The organism is Sphingobacterium sp. UBA5639 (genome assembly GCF_002421245.1).
In the GTDB taxonomy this organism is placed as follows: Bacteria; Bacteroidota; Bacteroidia; order Sphingobacteriales; family Sphingobacteriaceae; genus Sphingobacterium; species Sphingobacterium multivorum.
Genome location: NZ_DIJR01000019.1, coordinates 154,444 through 172,453, shown reverse-complemented (window position 1 = coordinate 172,453; position 18,010 = coordinate 154,444). Strand labels below are relative to the sequence as shown.

General features: G+C 38.7%; 20 protein-coding genes. 2 read left to right on the top strand and 18 right to left on the bottom strand.

Annotation, left to right across the window (positions count from 1 at the left end; all coding sequences use genetic code 11):
- Positions 1–59: 59 nt before the first annotated feature.
- The 10 genes from B4Z90_RS11735 to B4Z90_RS11690 form a co-directional block, all read right to left on the bottom strand.
- Complete coding sequence (locus B4Z90_RS11735; RefSeq protein ID WP_070565767.1) at positions 60–2,867, bottom strand: M16 family metallopeptidase; 2,808 nt, start codon at positions 2,865–2,867, stop codon at positions 60–62.
- Between the two features lie 5 nt (positions 2,868–2,872).
- Positions 2,873–3,328, bottom strand: coding sequence for a hypothetical protein (locus B4Z90_RS11730; protein WP_070565769.1), 456 nt, complete (start codon positions 3,326–3,328; stop codon positions 2,873–2,875).
- 2 nt (positions 3,329–3,330) lie between these two features.
- Positions 3,331–4,785, bottom strand: coding sequence for a RagB/SusD family nutrient uptake outer membrane protein (locus tag B4Z90_RS11725; RefSeq protein ID WP_070565771.1), 1,455 nt, complete (start codon positions 4,783–4,785; stop codon positions 3,331–3,333).
- Between the two features lie 12 nt (positions 4,786–4,797).
- On the bottom strand, positions 4,798–8,121 hold the full coding sequence (locus B4Z90_RS11720; protein ID WP_070565773.1) for a SusC/RagA family TonB-linked outer membrane protein: 3,324 nt from the start codon (positions 8,119–8,121) through the stop codon (positions 4,798–4,800).
- A gap of 10 nt (positions 8,122–8,131) precedes the next feature.
- The gene (locus B4Z90_RS11715; protein ID WP_286710169.1) at positions 8,132–9,190 is read right to left on the bottom strand and encodes a FecR family protein; all 1,059 of its coding nucleotides are present in this window, start codon (positions 9,188–9,190) and stop codon (positions 8,132–8,134) included.
- A 62-nt stretch (positions 9,191–9,252) separates the two neighbouring features.
- The gene (locus tag B4Z90_RS11710; RefSeq protein ID WP_070570504.1) at positions 9,253–9,825 is read right to left on the bottom strand and encodes an RNA polymerase sigma factor; all 573 of its coding nucleotides are present in this window, start codon (positions 9,823–9,825) and stop codon (positions 9,253–9,255) included.
- A gap of 372 nt (positions 9,826–10,197) precedes the next feature.
- A complete protein-coding gene (locus tag B4Z90_RS11705) occupies positions 10,198–10,953 on the bottom strand; it encodes a nucleotidyl transferase AbiEii/AbiGii toxin family protein (protein ID WP_254667774.1) in 756 nt (251 codons plus the stop codon).
- A 23-nt stretch (positions 10,954–10,976) separates the two neighbouring features.
- Positions 10,977–11,120 carry a nucleotidyl transferase AbiEii/AbiGii toxin family protein gene (locus B4Z90_RS11700; protein WP_217493582.1) on the bottom strand — a complete coding sequence of 48 codons (144 nt, stop codon included), beginning with the start codon at positions 11,118–11,120 and terminating at the stop codon, positions 10,977–10,979.
- Positions 11,113–11,907 (bottom strand): type IV toxin-antitoxin system AbiEi family antitoxin, encoded by a 795-nt coding sequence (locus B4Z90_RS11695; protein WP_070570506.1) that lies wholly within the window; start codon positions 11,905–11,907, stop codon positions 11,113–11,115. Before B4Z90_RS11695 ends, B4Z90_RS11700 begins: the two co-directional genes overlap by 8 nt.
- Before the next feature lie 197 nt (positions 11,908–12,104).
- The gene (locus B4Z90_RS11690) at positions 12,105–12,455 is read right to left on the bottom strand and encodes a hypothetical protein (protein ID WP_070570508.1); all 351 of its coding nucleotides are present in this window, start codon (positions 12,453–12,455) and stop codon (positions 12,105–12,107) included.
- A gap of 154 nt (positions 12,456–12,609) precedes the next feature.
- Between B4Z90_RS11690 and B4Z90_RS11685 the strand changes: the two genes are divergently transcribed.
- Both B4Z90_RS11685 and yidD read left to right on the top strand, forming a co-directional pair.
- Positions 12,610–12,837 (top strand): hypothetical protein, encoded by a 228-nt coding sequence (locus tag B4Z90_RS11685; RefSeq protein ID WP_070570510.1) that lies wholly within the window; start codon positions 12,610–12,612, stop codon positions 12,835–12,837.
- Positions 12,834–13,112, top strand: coding sequence for a membrane protein insertion efficiency factor YidD (gene yidD / locus B4Z90_RS11680; protein ID WP_070570512.1), 279 nt, complete (start codon positions 12,834–12,836; stop codon positions 13,110–13,112). The genes B4Z90_RS11685 and yidD overlap by 4 nt, the downstream gene beginning before the upstream one ends.
- A 93-nt stretch (positions 13,113–13,205) precedes the next feature.
- Here yidD and B4Z90_RS11675 read toward each other — a convergent pair whose 3' ends face one another.
- The 8 genes from B4Z90_RS11675 to B4Z90_RS11645 form a co-directional block, all read right to left on the bottom strand.
- The gene (locus B4Z90_RS11675; protein ID WP_286710094.1) at positions 13,206–13,676 is read right to left on the bottom strand and encodes a GIY-YIG nuclease family protein; all 471 of its coding nucleotides are present in this window, start codon (positions 13,674–13,676) and stop codon (positions 13,206–13,208) included.
- A gap of 10 nt (positions 13,677–13,686) precedes the next feature.
- Entirely contained in the window at positions 13,687–14,016 is a 330-nt protein-coding gene (locus tag B4Z90_RS11670; protein ID WP_286710095.1) for a nucleotide pyrophosphohydrolase, read from the bottom strand.
- A 124-nt stretch (positions 14,017–14,140) separates the two neighbouring features.
- Positions 14,141–14,587 carry a nuclear transport factor 2 family protein gene (locus B4Z90_RS11665; RefSeq protein ID WP_286710096.1) on the bottom strand — a complete coding sequence of 149 codons (447 nt, stop codon included), beginning with the start codon at positions 14,585–14,587 and terminating at the stop codon, positions 14,141–14,143.
- A gap of 61 nt (positions 14,588–14,648) precedes the next feature.
- The gene (locus tag B4Z90_RS11660) at positions 14,649–15,245 is read right to left on the bottom strand and encodes an IS3 family transposase (protein WP_083295920.1); all 597 of its coding nucleotides are present in this window, start codon (positions 15,243–15,245) and stop codon (positions 14,649–14,651) included.
- Positions 15,224–15,481, bottom strand: coding sequence for an IS3 family transposase (locus B4Z90_RS25195; RefSeq protein WP_083295921.1), 258 nt, complete (start codon positions 15,479–15,481; stop codon positions 15,224–15,226). The genes B4Z90_RS11660 and B4Z90_RS25195 overlap by 22 nt, the downstream gene beginning before the upstream one ends.
- Before the next feature lie 50 nt (positions 15,482–15,531).
- Positions 15,532–15,813 carry a transposase gene (locus B4Z90_RS11655; RefSeq protein ID WP_070565777.1) on the bottom strand — a complete coding sequence of 94 codons (282 nt, stop codon included), beginning with the start codon at positions 15,811–15,813 and terminating at the stop codon, positions 15,532–15,534.
- 25 nt (positions 15,814–15,838) lie between these two features.
- Positions 15,839–17,038, bottom strand: a complete 1,200-nt coding sequence (istA, locus tag B4Z90_RS11650; protein WP_286710097.1) for an IS21 family transposase — start codon at positions 17,036–17,038, stop codon at positions 15,839–15,841.
- Positions 17,039–17,084: 46 nt separating this feature from the next.
- Complete coding sequence (locus tag B4Z90_RS11645) at positions 17,085–17,378, bottom strand: RNA polymerase sigma factor (protein WP_286710098.1); 294 nt, start codon at positions 17,376–17,378, stop codon at positions 17,085–17,087.
- Positions 17,379–18,010: the final 632 nt, after the last annotated feature.

Genomic DNA, 18,010 nt, shown 5'->3' with positions numbered 1-18,010 from the left:
TTAGGTCTTATCTTTATCAGACTTGTCTGATATGTCGCTGACCATTTCATCTGTATGAATTATTTCTTTAAATTTTCGGGTAATAATACCGCTTTTACTTTGTAGGCTTTATTGAGCTTCTGTTTAGCATAATCTGCAATGTCTGCAGCTTTTATCTGATCAAGCATTTGCTTATAACTGGTAAAAAATGACCAGGTTCCAAAGCCATAATAAATATGGTTGCGCAGTTCTGCACTCCAAAATGTATCTTTTCCAAATTGTTTGTCGTATACCTGGTGCATTTGCACTTTAGCATTATTGAGTTCTTCAACAAAGTAAGACGGATCTTTTATGATTTTATCAAGCTCAATCTGAACTTGTCCGATCAAAAACTCTGCTCTTGAAGGTTCGCAGGTAAAATTAATACGTGTACGCATCAAATCGGTCGGTTCAGAAGTTGCACTGACACTAACGCCTACGCCATATACGCCTGACTGCTCTTCTCTCAAATTCTTTCGGAGTTTAACCTTGAGCACATTTTCCAAAAGTTCATTTTTTAGTATCTCAGGGTAATCATAATGTGTAGAAGTGGTCTGATAGAACAAGTTAACCGTGGCCTTTTCGGCCTGACCTGCATATTGGACAATTTCTTGATCTTGGCGTTGTTTATAAGCTGGGATCCGCTGCTCACTGCGGTAATATCCTGTGGGAAGTGCCGCTATATACTGTTCTACAAAAGCTTGAATACTATCTATATCAAAATCACCGACTAGCACAAAATCAAAATCTTTAGCTGAATGGAAACGTTCTTTGAATACTGGTACAATACGATCGATCTGTAGATCCTTTTCAATGCGTTCGACCGAAAGTGTATTTTCATCCAAATCGTCCGCCCCTATAGCTTTATTGATCGCTTGATTATAGGCATCCATCACATTGAATTTTTTATTCCTGGCGGCATCTAACCCTTGCTTTTTGATGCTTCCAAAAATTTTCTCATCGACACGAGGCTGAGTCCATTTGAGGTAAATCAGCTCAAACATAGACTTGATATCCTTTTGATTAGCTGAAGCCGACAGTCCCTCTCGATTTGGCGCTATCATAAACGTGGCCGACGCTGAGTTTCCATTTAAAAATTTTGTTAATGCCGCCCGCGTAAATGCCCCCGCACCACTGGCTCCAATTATATTTTTGGCATACACAGCGTTGACATAATCGGAGCTGTCCATAGCAATAAAACCGCCTTTTCTAAAGGCTGTTAGTTGAATATGATTTTTTCTACTATCATTTTTCTTCAGAAAAAATCTGGCGCCATTGGAAAGTTGCCATTCGGTCACACCGACCTCGTTGATCAGTTTCTTTTGTATCACTTTACCGGATATAGGCAGATCGCTCAACAATTGCTGGGGTATTTCAATATGATCTGTCCATTTCTTCAAATCTGCCTGGGCGGACTCTGCGAACAACTGGCGCAAAACACTTTCGTTGGGCACCTCTGCCATGAGGCGTTCAGGAGCGGTTAGCATCACAGCTGTATTTCCTGGCTTAAAATAACCTTGGAGATGATGCAGGAGATTTAAAGAATCGAGTCGATCTAGATCACGTAATATCTGCCCATTACGGGCTTCCTTATCCATTAATATTTGGCCAGTAAAAAAGACATCTTTTAATTGGCTCAACATCATATTGGCATTCAGTTCTTTGTTCTCTGGCGCGCGTTGAAGCTGTCTTTTGTATTGCTCTCTATAATCAGACAGTTCCGAAGAGGTAAATCCGTAGCGCAAAATACGTTCGCGTTCTTTCAAATATTTAGAAATTCCAGATTTGATCTGCCCCTCGTACAAGGTAGCTCCACCAACAGAAAGTCCATTGTTCAATAAAAGATCAGAGACCGACATGGAAGCACTTTTGTAACTGTCGTCTAACTGGGCAATTCGATCAAATCTTTTCTTTAAAAGTGCATTTACTGTACTACGTTTTAAATTTTCAAAAAAATCGGCTTCGGTCTTAACAGCTTTGCTGGCTGGCAAAATCCCAATATAACTAAAGTCAATACTATTGGCCTCTTTATCGGTATAGATATTAAAAAGTGTATCTGTATGATTTGCGAGGCTGTATGAAATGCGCTTTGCCTCTGGTTTTCTATTTTTAGCTTTTCCAAAAAGCTTTTTGATCATCTTTTCAACTGCTTTTGGATCTTGGTTTGTTACGACAGCCAACCCCATTAAGTTTGGCCTATACCATTTTTGATAAAAATCTACCAGTGTCGGTCGACGAAAATTACGCAAAATATCCAGCGTACCAATCGGTTTACGGATGCCGTAACGGGAATGAGAAAAAATCAAAGGTAGGGTCTGATCGCTTAGGCGGGCAGAAAGGCCTTCCTTGGTCCGCCATTCTTCTATAATGATGCCGCGTTCCTTTTCGATTTCCAAAGAATCGAAACTAAGATTGAATGCCCAGTCACTAACGATATCAAGAGCTTTCTCTAAGTTTTCCTTCGACTTGCTATCGATCGTAATTTTATAAACCGTTTCATCATAGGAGGTGTGTGCATTTAAATCAGCTCCGAATTTTACGCCCAAAGACTCCAAGTAGGTGATCACTTCATTTTTGGGGTAGTGCTTGCTGCCATTAAAAGCCATGTGTTCTACAAAATGCGCTAATCCCAACTGGTCGTCCTCCTCCTGTAGACTGCCGGCATTGACAAAAAGCTGTATAGCAGTCTGCTGATTATTCGTATTATTAGGATAAATAAAATACTGAAAACCGTTTTTTAATTTTCCGCGCACCAGTTTTGGATCCTGTTTAAGGTCCTGAGCTTTCAGCTGTATGAATGATACAAGAAGAACACTAAATATCCCTATTGTTTTTTTCAGAATATCCATATGTTCTATATTTTAGTAATTTTCAGACTAGATTGTTTATGATCAGGGCCGGGTAGCCCAAGTGTAATATTCTTATCACTTCTGAGCAGACGAATAGTCAACGTATTGTCTTTACCTTCTTCTATCGGATGATTAATCCAGCGTATTTTTATAGGCATTTCTACGACACCTGGCTTAAACAGAAGCGACGAACCTGTATTAACAACTTCGAAATCTACGCCAGCTTTAAGCCCTTCGCCTGCTACCACTTCATAATCCAATTCTATGGCTTCAAACTGTGTTTTTGTACTGAAATAAACTTTATAGTCAACCGACTCATTTCTGTTGGCCTGCACCGTTATTTCCGAAACGTTATTTTGGTGGATATAGAAAAAAGGATGATCATATGGAGTTTCCAATTCTTTATTACAAGCTAAAAATAGCAGGGAGATGAAACTCATTAAAAATAGGATATTTTTCATTTTTATTTATTTACAGTGGGATTGGGAGTAATGGATTTATTGGCATCTAATTCTGATTTGGGAATAGGAAGAATAAACAAATCATTTGGATATTTTATCAAACAGTTTGCCGAGTTACATCCAGCCCCACGATCCAATGATTCTCTATAACGCATGATATCGTAGATACGTTGGCCTTCAAAAGCCAATTCCTTGCGTCTTTCCAATTTTATTAATTCCAATAATTCATTCGGAGTACTATATTCGACAATAATGTCTGCAGTATTTTTACCTAGCGCCCTCGCTCTAATGGTTTTTAAGTCTTCAATAGCTAAATTGTATTGTTGGGTATGAAAATATGCTTCCGCTCTATTTAAATAGAGTTCGGCAGAACGGATCACTTTAAAGTTGACCGGCCAATTCAGATCACTTGTTGTTGAATACTTCCCATTCTTAAGAGACATATACCTCTCTGGGCTTGACTGTAGTTCAAACATTGATTTACGGATGTCATCTGTGGCTAATAAATCTAAAAAATTATCCGAAGGATAGGCTAAAAACGCAACTCTATCGGAATAGAAACTTGACATAAAATTTGAAGATCTAATATTCAGATTTAGTTGCCAGATCACTTCAGATTTAATACTGTTAAAATCTGAAAACTGACTATCCGAAATGAACATATTTTTATAATCTTCGGCATTCACCAATTTGTACTTTCCATCGTTCAGGATTAACGATGAGTACTTAATCACATCTTCATAACGTCCCATGTATAGATATATCCTGGACAAAAGAGCCCTTGAGGCATCTGCTGAAGCATATATCTTAGTCTTTGCTGTGGAATTTTCCAAAAAGGTAATTCCTTGTTCTAAATCAGCTATGATTTGCGCATAGGTATCTTTCATACTTGCCCTAGGCACGCGCTCACTCGGTAATGGTGTTACTGTAGGAATAGGAATTCCCGGATGACTTCCATCCGCTGTATACGTATAATGCTGTGCATAAACATTTGCCAACGCAAAAAATAGTAGTCCGCGCAAAACATGGCTCTGCCCCATATAGCTATTAAAATCGTCAGACCTGCCATTTAGTGACTTACGTACCGTTTCAGCAGAGTTAATAATATTATTGATATTATTAATCGCCTCATAGCCTGTTGACCAAATGGCTAAAGTCCCACCAGTTCCATCTTCTTCATCAAAAGTATAGTTATAGTCCGTTAACATATAATTTTGCGTACCATTTGTGATGCGCTGTACATCATCGCCTCTTAAATCGCCATATATCCCATATTGTGACTGAAAAAAACGTGAGGTCAGGTTATAACTACCGACAAGTGCATCCCGCATACCATTCAGATCAGAAAATAGTTGCTCTTTGCCGAGTTGCCCTATGGGTTCAACCTCCAAAAATGATTTACCGCAACTCGCAAGCGTCAATGATAATGCAATTACTGTATATTTAAATAATTTCATATTAAATTCTGATTAAAAACCAATATTGATACCCAATGAATAATTAAGCACGCGACTAGATTCTGAAAGCATATTTGCATAGGTATTGTCAACTACGCTTCCACTTGTTACGCCAAACTGTTTAGCTAAGGATTCATAATTTTTTATTGATCCTTTTTTAGATGAATATGGAGTCCACATCGCAATATTACTTGCCATAGCGGTAACTGAAATATGATCTAATTTTAATTTGCGAATTAGACCGCTATTAAAAGTATATCCCAAACTGATATTATCTAACTTAAGATATGTTTTGTCCAATAAAAAACGGGTGGAGTTCATAATAGATGAGGTTGTTGTATTTGAAAGTCGTGGAGAAGTAGCCAGTTGGCCCGGAAAATACCAAGAATTCAGCATATCAATGGATTGATTGCCACTCAAAATATTAAGACCATCCAATCCATTATTTCTAGTTGCCTGATCAAAATAATAGCCCCCTTTTGAATATTTGAAGAAAATTGAAAAATTCCAGTTTTTGTAATTAATATAATTCGTTAGTCCTCCATAATATTGCGGTGTTGAATTCCCAACAAGTACACGATTTTCTGTATTATACACTTTAGTCACATTGCCGTCCAAATCATACCACATCGGGTCTCCTGTAGAAGGATCCACACCTGCCCAACGCACAAGATAGTAAGAGCGGGAATTATATCCTTTTCTCATGATCGTATTGCCCGAAACACGGTCAATATCTTCATTTAACTGCAACACTTTATTTCTATTTGACGATAAAATAAAAGTGGCATTCCAGTTAAAGTTTTCCTTTTGTAGTATTGCTCCATTAACACTCAGCTCTAAACCTGTATTTTGCATTTTGCCGACGTTCTGATAAGTACGTCTAAATCCAGTAACCATAGATACGTAGGCATCATCAATCATATCGTGGGTAACATTTCGATAGTATTCGGCAGCCACATTAAACCGACCAAACAATCTAAAATCTATCCCTGTATTGAGCATTTTTGTTGTTTCCCATTTCAGTCCATCATTCACACCTCTCGACATCGTCGTTCCAGAATTCCCTCCATAGCTATAATTGGAATCGTATTTATAAATGCCACTAGCATAAGCTGAATTAAATCGAGAGTTACCATTATTCCCATAGGACACCTTAAATTTCAAGAAATCTAAGATCTTATTTTTGGGCCAAAAATCTTCATTACTAACAGTCCAGGCCGCACCGACAGAACTAAAGGTTCCCCATTTTACATCTTTACCAAAATTGGAACTGCCATCTTTTCGATAGGTATAGTTTATTGCATAACGTTTATCATATACGTAGCCGGCACGCCCAAAATAGGAAAGTAACGTTTGTTTATCGCGACTCGTTGTCCCAAGACGATTATCTGTGGATACAAAGCCGACTTCTCGGATATAATCATTTGGAAAATTAGTTCCCGTGGCAGAAACAGATCTACGTTCTTCTTTTCGTGCTTCGGTTCCCAGTACAACATCAAAGTCACCTTTAAAAATAGTACGTTTAAATGCTAGGGTATTTGTACTGATTAAGTTTAAAACCTGTGATTGTCCTCGGTAGGCCTCACCGTTGCTGGAAGAGCCCGTATAATTATACATCGAAAAGTACTGATCTTCATTGGCGCTGGTAAAATCTGCACCATTGAGGTTTGTAAAGACTAATCCATCCCATAATTGATAAGTAAATCCTAAGGTTCCCAAAACATGTGCGGTTGCTTGTTTTTGTTCATTTTGATCGATCAAACCCGGCATACCCTGCAAAAGCCCGCCATTTGGATCGCGCTCAATATACTCACCATTTGGACCAAATGGGCTAATCAATGGGCTGTACTGAAAATAAGCATTGCCCGGATTGAACATATCATCTTTAGAATAAGAAGCAGCAAGTGTGCTGTTCAAAACCAAGCGTTTGCCGACATTCCCGCTTACGTTTGAACGCACATCATAACGTTTTGTAGAATTACCGATAATCGTCTGTTTTTCATCATAGATATTGGCTGAGAGGAAATAATGAACAGCATCTGTTGAACCCGACAGTCCTAAGCTGTGGAGATTAGTAAAACCAGTACGATTATAAACATCTGCCCAACGCGTATCCTGTGTGGTATCAATTTTCCCCAACTGATCAACCATACCCATGTCTTTCACCAAGTTTAAATATTGGCGACCATTCAGTTGGTTGAGATGACTTGACGGCCGTCTATTTATCCCTGTCCGAAATGAATAAGAAAGTTTTGGGGCTCCTTTTCCTCGTTTGGTTGTTATCAGGATAACACCATTGGATCCATTTGCGCCATAAATTGTCGTTGCACTGGCATCCTTAAGTACGGTGACACTTTCAATATCATTCGGATTTATATATGTCAATGGACTGATCGAATTTTGCATCCCAGGAATTGAATTAGTCGTTCCGCCAGTATACAAAGGCACACCATCCACGACCCATAACGGCTCATTTGATGTTATACCGCCAACGGTAGATGCTTCGCCACGTATTCTAGTGCTATAGCGTGATCTTGCAGAACTATTTGTACCCCCATCTTGTGAATTAAATTCGACCCCAGGAACGACACCTTCCAGTAAAGCATCTAATCGGAGCGCAGGCCTATTATCCAGGTCCTTTCTTGTAATTGTAAAAGCCGATCCTGTTTGGTTCTCTCTCGCTTCTTTGGTACCATATGCTGTTACAATTACTTCATCTAGATAATCCATACTTTTTTGGAGCACGATAGCTAGGTTTTTTCTGATATCTTTAGCAGGAATTTCTCTGGATTTATAACCGATGTAACTGACCACAATAGTCGCCTCCATAGGTACTTCCAAACTAAATTCGCCGATATTATTAGTACTGGTAACTTTATTAGTTCCTTTGATCGCGACACTGACACCAGCTTGATATGAAGGAGATTTACCATCCTGATCATCGATGGACACACGTCCTTTCAACAAGATTGTTCCCTCCTTTTCTTTGATCCGAGTTAACGTAATAGTTTTATTAACAATCTTATATTCAACATTAAGCTCTTTGGATAATTTCGACAATGCAGCTTGAATTCCGTCTTCATCAAGTGAAATCTGAATCATAGCAGTATTTTCTACAATACCTGCGTCATAAACAAAAGAATAACCTGACTGCTCTTCTATCTGCTTTAGCACTGTTTTAAGTGGCTTTTTAGTTGTATCAATATGAATTCGCTGTGCGAAACTTTGCTGTATGCTACAAGACAATAGCCCAATTGTCATTAAGGTGGTTAGTTTAACCGAAAGCAATTCCGGATTTAAAAAAGCCGGGCTTCGTTTAAATAATTTTTCATTCATTGTATTAAGGTTAATTATTTGCGAAATTCACATAGAGGACCTTACCTTTCATCTGAAAATTCCCATTCGTTAAGTTTTTCATAATCTCAAGCACATCTGAGGTTTTTGTGCCATTTATTATTTTACCAGAGATATACTGATTAGGAACAGAAGACTGATAAGAGAGCTCAAAACCATACCACTGGCTAAGTTGATGAAGTACAGTCTTAATGGATTCATTATCAAATTCAAAATCTAGTTTACGCCATGCCTCTTTCTCTAGCTTCGCCATCCGTTGAAGAGACAAAGCTCCATCTTTGTTGACAGCTATATTATTGGGTTGCAATATGACATTTTGGTTCCCATTGCTTAGCTCAATTTTCCCCTCGTGTAGTGTGGTAATTGTTTTATCAAAACTAGGATAAGCTCTGACATTGAATTTTGTACCGAGAACTCTGATCTGCTGATCTGCTGTTTTTACGACAAAACTGCGTCCAGGTATTGTTACTACTTCAAAGTAAGCCTCCCCTTCCAATGAAATTGTCCTTTGCGCCGCCTTGCCATAATCTGGGGACAAGACGATCTTCGATCCGGCATTCAAAGACACTTTAGTGCCATCGGGGAGAATAACTTTGGTAAACTCTCCTGCAGCTGTTGCCAAGGTTCTTAAATTATGATGTTCTTTGAGATCTACATATCTTGTCGAATCTAAAAAATCATGTAAACTGCTATTAATTTCTTCAGTTTGGCCTGAAGTATCTGTGATCCATGCCGCCGATCTAAAAACTTCATTATTATTTTCCTTTTGCTGAATTGACCAGATCCAGACTGCAGCTGCAGAGAGCAGCAGTAGTGCAGCTGCAACTCGCCATACCCATTGCAACCTGGATATTTTGGCGGGAGCAATACGTCGGTTAATCTCTGCCCAGTTTTTATCTTTAAATTCGACAGTCGAGAGATTACTATCGAGTATTGTTTCACTATCGTCAAAACTATTGTACCAAAGCTGGAATTGTAGAATATCTTCCTCAGAGGCTATTCCCTGGTTAATACGGGAAATGATTTCTTTAATTTCTTGTTGCGTCTTCATATGATTAACACTTGTGGTCTATATAGAAGTACCATAAGTGCTGAGCAACGCACGCTAAAAAATTAAAAAAATAACAAAGATTTTAAATTATTTATAAAAATCCTTAAATGTTTTAGGCTTTTGCTGATTTGATTTTCAACAGTTCGATGGGAGATATTTAGTTTTTCAGCGATTTCTCTACTGTCCAAATTATCTATACGGGAATAATTAAAGATAATCTTTGTTTTCTCCGGCAGGCGCTCTACCTCTTGGAAAATAAGTTGCTGAAGTTCTTTGGTGTATAATGCATCGTCCAGGCCAAGCTCTCCCACACGATCCAATAATCCATAGGAATTAGGATCAACAAAATCGATTCTTGAAGATCTATTTAGATATTTAATTATAGAAAACTTGGCTGCCTGAAATAAATAAGCTTCAAGATTTTGAACCTCTTCGAGTTTGGGATTATTCCAAAGTGAAATAAAAATATCCTGTAAAAGATCTTCCGCAATATCTTTCTGTGGGAGCCGGTTATTACAAATCACAAATATTTTGTCCCAATACCTTTCATAGATTATCCTAAATGCTTCTTGATCTCCAGCCCGTATTAACTTTTGTAAAGTTAAATTTTCGAGTGAACTATAGTTGTTTTTCATTTTTCGCCTCGTTTTATCTCATTACGGCAAAACAGTTCGATGTGAGACACCAAAACTACAACAATAATTAAAAGAAAACAAGATAGTTAGCAAGACAAAACAGGTCAATCTTATAAAACTATTTCAAATGGAGTATTGTTCTTACCATACAAAACGGCTACAAGCTGCCTTTCGAAAGAAAGGTTCAACATAAAAATTGGCGTCGTACGGTGAAATCCAATTGTCTTTAAAAACATTGGATGACGAAACAAAAAAGAGGAAACGATAGGAAACATAAAAATTACTGTACAAGTAAACGCTAAGAGAAAGGGTCTGATGAGAATCAGGCCCTTTTGACGTAAAAAAGCCATATCTCTCCTATTCAGCTTGACTTTAAGGATATAGGACAGCTTTTAGATTTTTGTAAGCGGTCACGTGTTTATTCTCTGACATTTTATTTAAATTGATTAATCTCCATTTCACTGAAGGAAGTTCCGAGACTAAAGCTGCGTCCAATCCTAAGAGTGCCCAATCAGGTGTCTTATTTTTGACAGAGAGTAAAAATTTACGTTCACTATCAGTCATCTCCTTGTTGATATCTGCAATCAGTTTCTTCCGTACAGAAAGTAGCTCCTGTAAAGAAACTTCAATTTCTGCCATTTGCGCAAACTCCATTTCATATATACCTGAGATATCTTTTCGGTTTGGATTAAGCAGTTCTGCCATCGGTCGAAAATGACTTATTAAAAATACAAGAAATGTTTTTCGTAATTCTTCCGTTAATCCTTCATTTTCGTATAACTGTTTTACATCAAACAAATCACGGGGATGTTGACGATCTAGGGCAGCGCAAAGTTTACCAGCATACAGATCTGGGTGTGATGCAACTAGCATTTCAGCATAACCAAATTCTTTTTCAACCTGCGGTCGCACTTCCATTCTGACAGCTGGGAAAAGGCTTCCACGTATAACAGGAGATAGTTCTATTTTAACACGAACATCATTAAGTGAAACTATTATTCGTAAAGAATTATCCTGTTGTAGTGTTGTATTTTGAACTTGGGCACCTGCAATCGATTTCTTTATGGAATCTGTTATTCTCGCTAATGCAGGTCTGATATTTTCAAGAGAGGCGTCGCGATCCTCCATTGGCAGATACAACAAATCGATGTCTACGGAAAGCCTTGGCAAATCTCTATATAAAACAAATTAATAGCCGTACCGCCTTTAAGTGCAAAACAGTCTTCTTTATCGATTATAGGTAACAATCGGATCAATAAACGGACCTGCTCGGCATATTCTTCTTTCTTACTCATAAAAATCAGGAACAGTTATTTTATATTTCTTATTTAGTTTCCCACCTGTGACGATCACACGATTACCAGATCCAAAATCTATTTTCTCAGATTGAAGTTTTGTAAACCAGGTATGATTTTGACGCTCGGCAAGGTAAAAGAAAAGCCTGCGAACTTTGATATTTGTGCACAGTTCCAATAATCTTTGGAGTGTCCTAGGAGAAAGCGTATTTAATCCTTGCATTAATTCATCCGCATGTTCAAATGATATATTTTGGGGAACTTGATTCATCACTTCCAAAATAGCTCTTTCAGGAATGGATATACGTAAGCCTTCCTTTGTATTTTTCCAACTGAAAGCTCTAGTAAACTCAAGTAATGCTAGCGGCCTTTCATCTTCAAAACTATTACCAAATAAATAGCCAGAACTATGCTTAAGAAATTTGATCCCTGTTGTAAGGTTATTTATCCATATGGGAAGATTATCCCGGCCATATAAATGAATCAAGCGTTGATTAGACATCGGGAGATAATGGGTCAGTTTCTGAAGTTCTAAAGCCGATAGGCCTCCAATGGTTAGATCTGTATCTAGCTGTTTCTGCAGGAAATAGACAATATCCCCCCATTCCACTTCTGCCCCTTCACGTTTATATACTCCATTTTTCACAGTTTCCAATAGTCGACTCTTCAATAAATTATCGATCGCATGGCCTGTGAGATCATTCTGCTGTAGCCAAGATCTGGTAACCAAAGCTCCCTCCGGCACTAATTTTAACACATCTTTCCTTCTCTGAGAATACATCTTCATGTTTAAACTATTTAAATTTATCGGCGAAAAACGCCGATANNTATCGGCGTTTTTCGCCGATAATAAAGAAATATATAAACAAGTATGCCTTTTCGAAAAACAAGCATAATACCGTTATTCCTGATTTTAGAGAAATGGATGTAAAAAACTCATATTGATATCATGTTATCTGAATTGACTCGCCGAGATCCTCCGCTCTACAAAAAATACACCGATTGTTGCCAGTCACCTAAGACAACCGGAGCATCGCCAATGGCCAAAATCGATCTTTTGGTGCCATCGATCTCTTGCTTATTCAATTTGTTTTTCAGCCTTTGCAAGCGGACCTGATTTCGCCCGCTGGGCTTAATCAGCACCAGATCGGACACATCAAACTGCAAAGTGCCTTTGATAGGATCGTAAAACTGCTCATTGGCAAAACTCAGTGTATTAAAAATACTGATCTTGGTTCGTAAAAGCCAGTCTCCAGAGGTCAGATAAAATGCAAAAGCATTCCTTATCTTGACATGTTCTTTAATACAGTAGCTAGCCACCTGGTGCACAGGCATAACTTTTACGGGAAGCCGTAATAATCTGTAATTTTTTATTCTTAAAATTGACAATATTGTAAAATGGATTGCAATAAAACTCAAAACACATTGATTTTCAATATTTTATTACATAGCTTTAATTAAATCATTAACCCAATCAAATACTGATATTATGGAATACAAAGTAGTACCTTTTGTAGCATCGATAGACCCAAGGACAGGCACATCGGATCAAGTAGCAGAACAATTAGAAAACCTGATTAATCAGGGTGCATCAGGAGGATGGAACTATGTAAGACTAGAAAGCGTCACAACTTATGTACATGCCGAAAATGGTTGCTTTAATAATAAACCTGGATATACGACGGCAAGACAGATGGTGGTATTTTCAAGGCCATGAAGTCTCTCCTATTGACCGCGATCCGGTTGTATTGGTTGATCATCCCACCAGAAAGAAGACGTAAGTGTATATTTAGGCATAGCTGCTCTAAATATGTATTTGACGTAACTAAACATAAAGGCTTTAGGGCAGGTAGGAAAGCATTGCTTTCACGCATGAGAACCTGTAATGGTCACTTTGACATAATCACGGATTATAAAAGTGGTGAGCGGATGATGTACCTGAAAGGCGGTGTAGTGGTTGGCGAGGCGGAGATCGCGGAGAGGTTGTTGTAAATAGTTTAGGGATGGAGCTGGAAATTTTGTCACGGAAGTTACATATAATATCAAGCCTGGTATTTTCTCTTCGGAACTTAAGTTTCAGATTTTTTAACAAGATTGAAGAAAAACGTGATTGAAGGCTGTCGATGATAGCAGACTGGTAGACGTACGCGCTATTTTAAGTTCTTCAAGTTGTTTCCAGATCTGTGGAAACAATACCTCATATTCTTTCTTCTGGTGATAGTAGTGTCCGTTATTGCCAAGGTTGATCAGTTTCAGACCTTTTTCTGCTGAGAAAAGGTTGATCAGGAATGCTTCTAGATGCAGGGTAACGGATTTGTTGAACAAATGCGAATAGATCGCATGTCGGATTAATAGATCTTTCTTGCTGTCGTGTCTATTATGGCTCGAAAAGCGGTTCTTGATATCGATAGATTCACCGATATAGATTGACCTTTTATCGTTGAGCAGATAAACAAGTGCGCTGTTATAAAAATCTAGTTTGCTATCTGTATCCTTAACCTCTTCTGTGCTACCGACGGGAACAATATGAACTTCTTTAATATCCAATTCTGACATGCGTTATTAATTACAGTTCATTATACTTTTTAGCAGTTCCCTTGGCTTTTTCTACAGGATATTTTTCATTGTTGAGTTTCATCTTGTCCTCCACGATCTCCTTAACATCAAGTCCGTGCTTATCGGCAAGTAATAGCGCATACATTAGTACATCGGCAAGCTCATATTTCAACTTGTCAGGATTGGCATCTTCATTTCCTTTCCACAGAAAAAGCTCCAGAAGCTCAGACGCTTCAATGCTCAACGCAACTGCGAGATCCTTAGAATTGTGAAACTGTTCCCAATCTCTCGCATCTCTGAATGCTCTGATCTGTCCTATTAACTGCTGAATATCCGACATGATAAAATCCTTTAACTAAAAACTGGCCTTTGTCCAAATATCCGAAATGTTGTTTAGGAATGAAAGGAAAAAGCCACATCTCTCGATGTGGCTCTACAACATATATATTTATTTGAGATGGCTCTTATTTATAAGAATTGATCGATTTGGATACGTTCCAATCATTGGCCACACGCTCCAAGGTAACTAAATCTGTTTTGGTGAAGTTTTCAAATTTCAACGTTACTTTAGCCACCATATAGTCTGCCGATTCCTCGATAATATCGGTGCTCACTGTGCAGTTTAACTTTTCGCCTTTTTGTTTTTTCAAGGATTTAACCACTTCGCTACGGCTGTTAGACTGCGCACTGGCAGCTTGGAGCTTTTGGTTGAAATCTTCTGCGAATAACTGCTCTACTCCTGCTGATTCTCCCTCCGTAGTTACCGCAACATAGTGCTCTAAAGCGAAATCTGCTGTAGAAAGGTTAATGTTAGTTTTTGTTGCTTTTGCTCCAGGTCCTTCAGCTGCCATAGCGAAAGTTGATACTGCGATTAAAGCTGCTGCTGTGAATGTTTTTACTAAAGTTTTCATAATGTCTTTATTTTATTGTGTTAGTTCTGTTGTGGAATTGCAACTTAAAAGTGGAGACTTTTTATGCTGCTAATTTCTGTTTTGATCGGTAGAACATTTCCATTTCATTTGGCGTTCTATATCCAATTGCAGAATGTATCCTTTTGGCGTGGTAAAATCCTTCAATGTACCTGAAGACCTCTAGCTTTGCAAGCTCCCTATTAGGAAATTTATGCTGGTATATGCATTCTGTTTTCAGTGTTTTGAAAAAGCTTTCAGCTACAGCGTTATCCCAGCAGTTACCTTTACGGCTCATGCTCTGTTTTATACCGTTTTTATTTAGCATAAGCTTAAACTCATCACATGCATATTGAATCCCCCTGTCGGAATGAAATATCAGTCCCGGTTTTATCCCTCTGTTTTTTATAGCCATTGCCAGTGCCTTAACAGTGGTATTCCCCGCAGTCATGTCATTACTAAATGACCATCCGACAACTTTCCGATCGGCCAGATCAATAACCGTAGTAAGGTAAGTCCACCCGGAAGCAGTCTTTATATAGGTAATATCACCAACCCATTTTTGGGATAATGCACCCGCTGAAAAATCTCTACCGAGGAGATTTTCAGCTATAGCATAACTATGGCTGGAATCGGTGGTCACCTTATATTTCCTTCGTATTTTTTACTTCTTAAATTCAATTTCTTCATTAAGCGAGCTACATATGATCTGGATACCAGCTTGTTCTTTTTCTTCAGTTCATGGGTAATGCGGGGGCTTCCGTATATCTGACGGCTGTTCTCATATTCCTGTTGTATCAGAGCAGATAATTCTGCTGTCTTTTTTTCTCTGTTACTTTGTGGCCTGATAAGCCACTTATAAAATCCGCTGCTGCTAACTTTAATTGTATTGCACATCTTTTCAACTGGAAAGGTGTTTATATGTCCACCTATGAACTCGTATTTTCTCAGTCTCCCTTGGAAAAGATGGCCACCGCCTTTTTTAAGATAGCGTTCTCTAATTCTGCATCCCGTAATCTCCTCTTTAGTTCCCTGATTTCTTGCTCTTCAGGACTCAATTTGTCGTTTTTAGGCAATACGGTACCACCATTATATCTGGGATCCATGCGCCATTTACTTAATCTACTGGCATCCATGTCCAGTTCTTTTGCTGCTTCTAATACCGACCCTTTGCTGTAAGAAAGCTCTACTGCCATTTTCTTAAAGGAATCGTCAAATACTCTTTTCATCTGTTAACAAATTTAAATCTATTTTTCAAATCTGTCTCCACTCAAAGGTAGCAACTCCAGAAGGTCCGATACTTCCCATCAGCCGCTTATATTCTTCTCTGCTGATATTCTTTTTATAATCCGGACGGTGTTCCTCCAGAGAAACGTACATGCCCATCTGTGCGCTTACCTGATGGAGTGCTATGCGTGTGCTGCCGTCAAATATTTTTAGGCAGGTACCGTTGCTTTCGAGCCTGACGGTCCTGCCCGCATAGGCAGCGGGCACCGAATAGTAATTATGGCGGTAGCTCACGTGTGCCAGCCGGGTGACTTTTCTGGATCCGACCTCCAGGATCTCATATCGCACCGGGGGCAATGCAAGCAGTGCATGCTTTTCATACTGCTCAAATACGGCAAGCGGGATACGGCGCGTGGTTCCGTGTACGCGCTTATTGCATGTCTCTTCGTTCCAGACCTTAAGACCGCACAGCAGATCTTCATAGCTATTGCCATCGAAGCCCTTTAAAAAATTGTTTTTTACATATTTGATAGATGATTCAACTTTGCCCTTATCCTGTGGACGGCGTGGCCTGCACGCAATTCCTGCACAGCTGTAGTAGGAAAGAAATTCAGCATACCTGCGCTGGAGCTCCGGTTCGTAAAGATCCGGAGTGATCACCCCAGATTTCAGGTTGTCAAGTTTGACAGTACGCGGAACACCCCCAAAATACTCGAAAGCTTTGATATGGCAGTCCAGAAATTCGTCCACCCGCTGGCTGGTCACCAGTTTATAAAAGCTGTAGCGGCTATGGGAGAGAACCATGGAAAACACCCATACTTTAACAGGGCGGCCATTCCTGCGGAAAGTACCCATATATCCGAAATCTACCTGTGCTTCTTCTCCCGGATCGCTGTGCAGCGGCACAAAAACCTCCTGCTTCTTTAATCGCTCGATACTTCTGGCAACACTGGGGTAAGATACATCTAAACCGTGCTGCTCATGCAGGCGCTGGCGGATAAGTATCGCGCTCAGCCCCATTTCCTTATATACCTGAATGTCATCGAGATGATCATCCAGCAGCTTTGGTCTTACCTGGGGCAAAGGTTCCTCTAAGCCACGCTCAAGGGCTTTCTGTATCCGGGAAACGGTCTTGCGGCACATCCCAAGTTCTGAGGCTATCTCCCGTATGGATTTCCCGTGGGACAGCAGTGTTTTTATCGTATTATACATTGCCACTTTATACATAATGTCGGACTTTAATACTCCGACAAGTTAAACCTTAATTAAAAACTTAAGGTGGGGGCATTTTAGTGAGAATATATGGGGGTATTTTAGTGAGAATTAACAGCGTATACCTATTGCCTCGTTTGATATATGTGATCGCCGTATTCAATCCGACTCGATATAGCCATGTCTGAAACTTGGCATCCCCCCTGAAGCTTTTGAATGATTTCCATGCCTGTAATACGATTTCTTGAAATAAATCTTCCCTATCGGCTTTATTGTCTAGGTACATACAGCAGATGCGGTGTATGATAGCCTGATTAGAAGTCGCTAAAGTAATAAAGTCTTTTTCGATACTCATATCCTACGAGGATGTCTTATTTGTTATTGCTTTACTTGTTAGTCTCCAAAAAGACAAAAACATTACAACTTATATAAAAAAAGTGATATAGCGTTCATGACAAAAACCGTTAACTCTTTTCTCCAATTACCTGCTTTCCAATGCTGCCTATACTTGCATATAATTAAATTTTTGATTATTTTTATTAATAAAACTTTAAAAAATGAAATATTTCTTAATAACACTTGCTTTATTGTGGTTTATCAGTTACATAGTAGCGGTCGTTCAAATAGCTAAATCAAAAGAGAGAATATCTTTTTTGAGTATTATACTAATGTTTCTGTTTCCTTTTTTATGGGTGTTTTTTGCAACACAACTTTATCATATAGAAGAAATATCGAAGACCAAGAAAAAGAAATATATTTAAGCGTTCGTTATAACTTCTACTGTAAGTGTCCAAAAAAATCCAACAGCTTAAAACTGGGACATAAATGTTTAGATTTAAGTAATAAGATGAAATATTTATAGGAAAAAGTTGCCAATTCAAAAGATCATGGAATCAATCTTATGAAAATCAATGTACTGTCTGATGCTTTGAATTGTATATTTTTAATGATATTAAAGTCTTTATTAAATGCTCGAACCACTACAGA

Coding starts and splice junctions, on each gene's coding strand:
- B4Z90_RS11735 (WP_070565767.1), bottom strand. CDS start 2,867: ATGGATATTCTGAAAAAAACAATAGGGATATTTAGTGTTCTTCTTGTA.
- B4Z90_RS11730 (WP_070565769.1), bottom strand. CDS start 3,328: ATGAAAAATATCCTATTTTTAATGAGTTTCATCTCCCTGCTATTTTTA.
- B4Z90_RS11725 (WP_070565771.1), bottom strand. CDS start 4,785: ATGAAATTATTTAAATATACAGTAATTGCATTATCATTGACGCTTGCG.
- B4Z90_RS11720 (WP_070565773.1), bottom strand. CDS start 8,121: ATGAATGAAAAATTATTTAAACGAAGCCCGGCTTTTTTAAATCCGGAA.
- B4Z90_RS11715 (WP_286710169.1), bottom strand. CDS start 9,190: ATGAAGACGCAACAAGAAATTAAAGAAATCATTTCCCGTATTAACCAG.
- B4Z90_RS11710 (WP_070570504.1), bottom strand. CDS start 9,825: ATGAAAAACAACTATAGTTCACTCGAAAATTTAACTTTACAAAAGTTA.
- B4Z90_RS11705 (WP_254667774.1), bottom strand. CDS start 10,953: ATGGAGGATCGCGACGCCTCTCTTGAAAATATCAGACCTGCATTAGCG.
- B4Z90_RS11700 (WP_217493582.1), bottom strand. CDS start 11,120: ATGAGTAAGAAAGAAGAATATGCCGAGCAGGTCCGTTTATTGATCCGA.
- B4Z90_RS11695 (WP_070570506.1), bottom strand. CDS start 11,907: ATGAAGATGTATTCTCAGAGAAGGAAAGATGTGTTAAAATTAGTGCCG.
- B4Z90_RS11690 (WP_070570508.1), bottom strand. CDS start 12,455: ATGCCTGTGCACCAGGTGGCTAGCTACTGTATTAAAGAACATGTCAAG.
- B4Z90_RS11685 (WP_070570510.1), top strand. CDS start 12,610: ATGGAATACAAAGTAGTACCTTTTGTAGCATCGATAGACCCAAGGACA.
- yidD (WP_070570512.1), top strand. CDS start 12,834: ATGAAGTCTCTCCTATTGACCGCGATCCGGTTGTATTGGTTGATCATC.
- B4Z90_RS11675 (WP_286710094.1), bottom strand. CDS start 13,676: ATGTCAGAATTGGATATTAAAGAAGTTCATATTGTTCCCGTCGGTAGC.
- B4Z90_RS11670 (WP_286710095.1), bottom strand. CDS start 14,016: ATGTCGGATATTCAGCAGTTAATAGGACAGATCAGAGCATTCAGAGAT.
- B4Z90_RS11665 (WP_286710096.1), bottom strand. CDS start 14,587: ATGAAAACTTTAGTAAAAACATTCACAGCAGCAGCTTTAATCGCAGTA.
- B4Z90_RS25195 (WP_083295921.1), bottom strand. CDS start 15,481: ATGTGCAATACAATTAAAGTTAGCAGCAGCGGATTTTATAAGTGGCTT.
- B4Z90_RS11655 (WP_070565777.1), bottom strand. CDS start 15,813: ATGAAAAGAGTATTTGACGATTCCTTTAAGAAAATGGCAGTAGAGCTT.
- istA (WP_286710097.1), bottom strand. CDS start 17,038: ATGTATAAAGTGGCAATGTATAATACGATAAAAACACTGCTGTCCCAC.
- B4Z90_RS11645 (WP_286710098.1), bottom strand. CDS start 17,378: ATGAGTATCGAAAAAGACTTTATTACTTTAGCGACTTCTAATCAGGCT.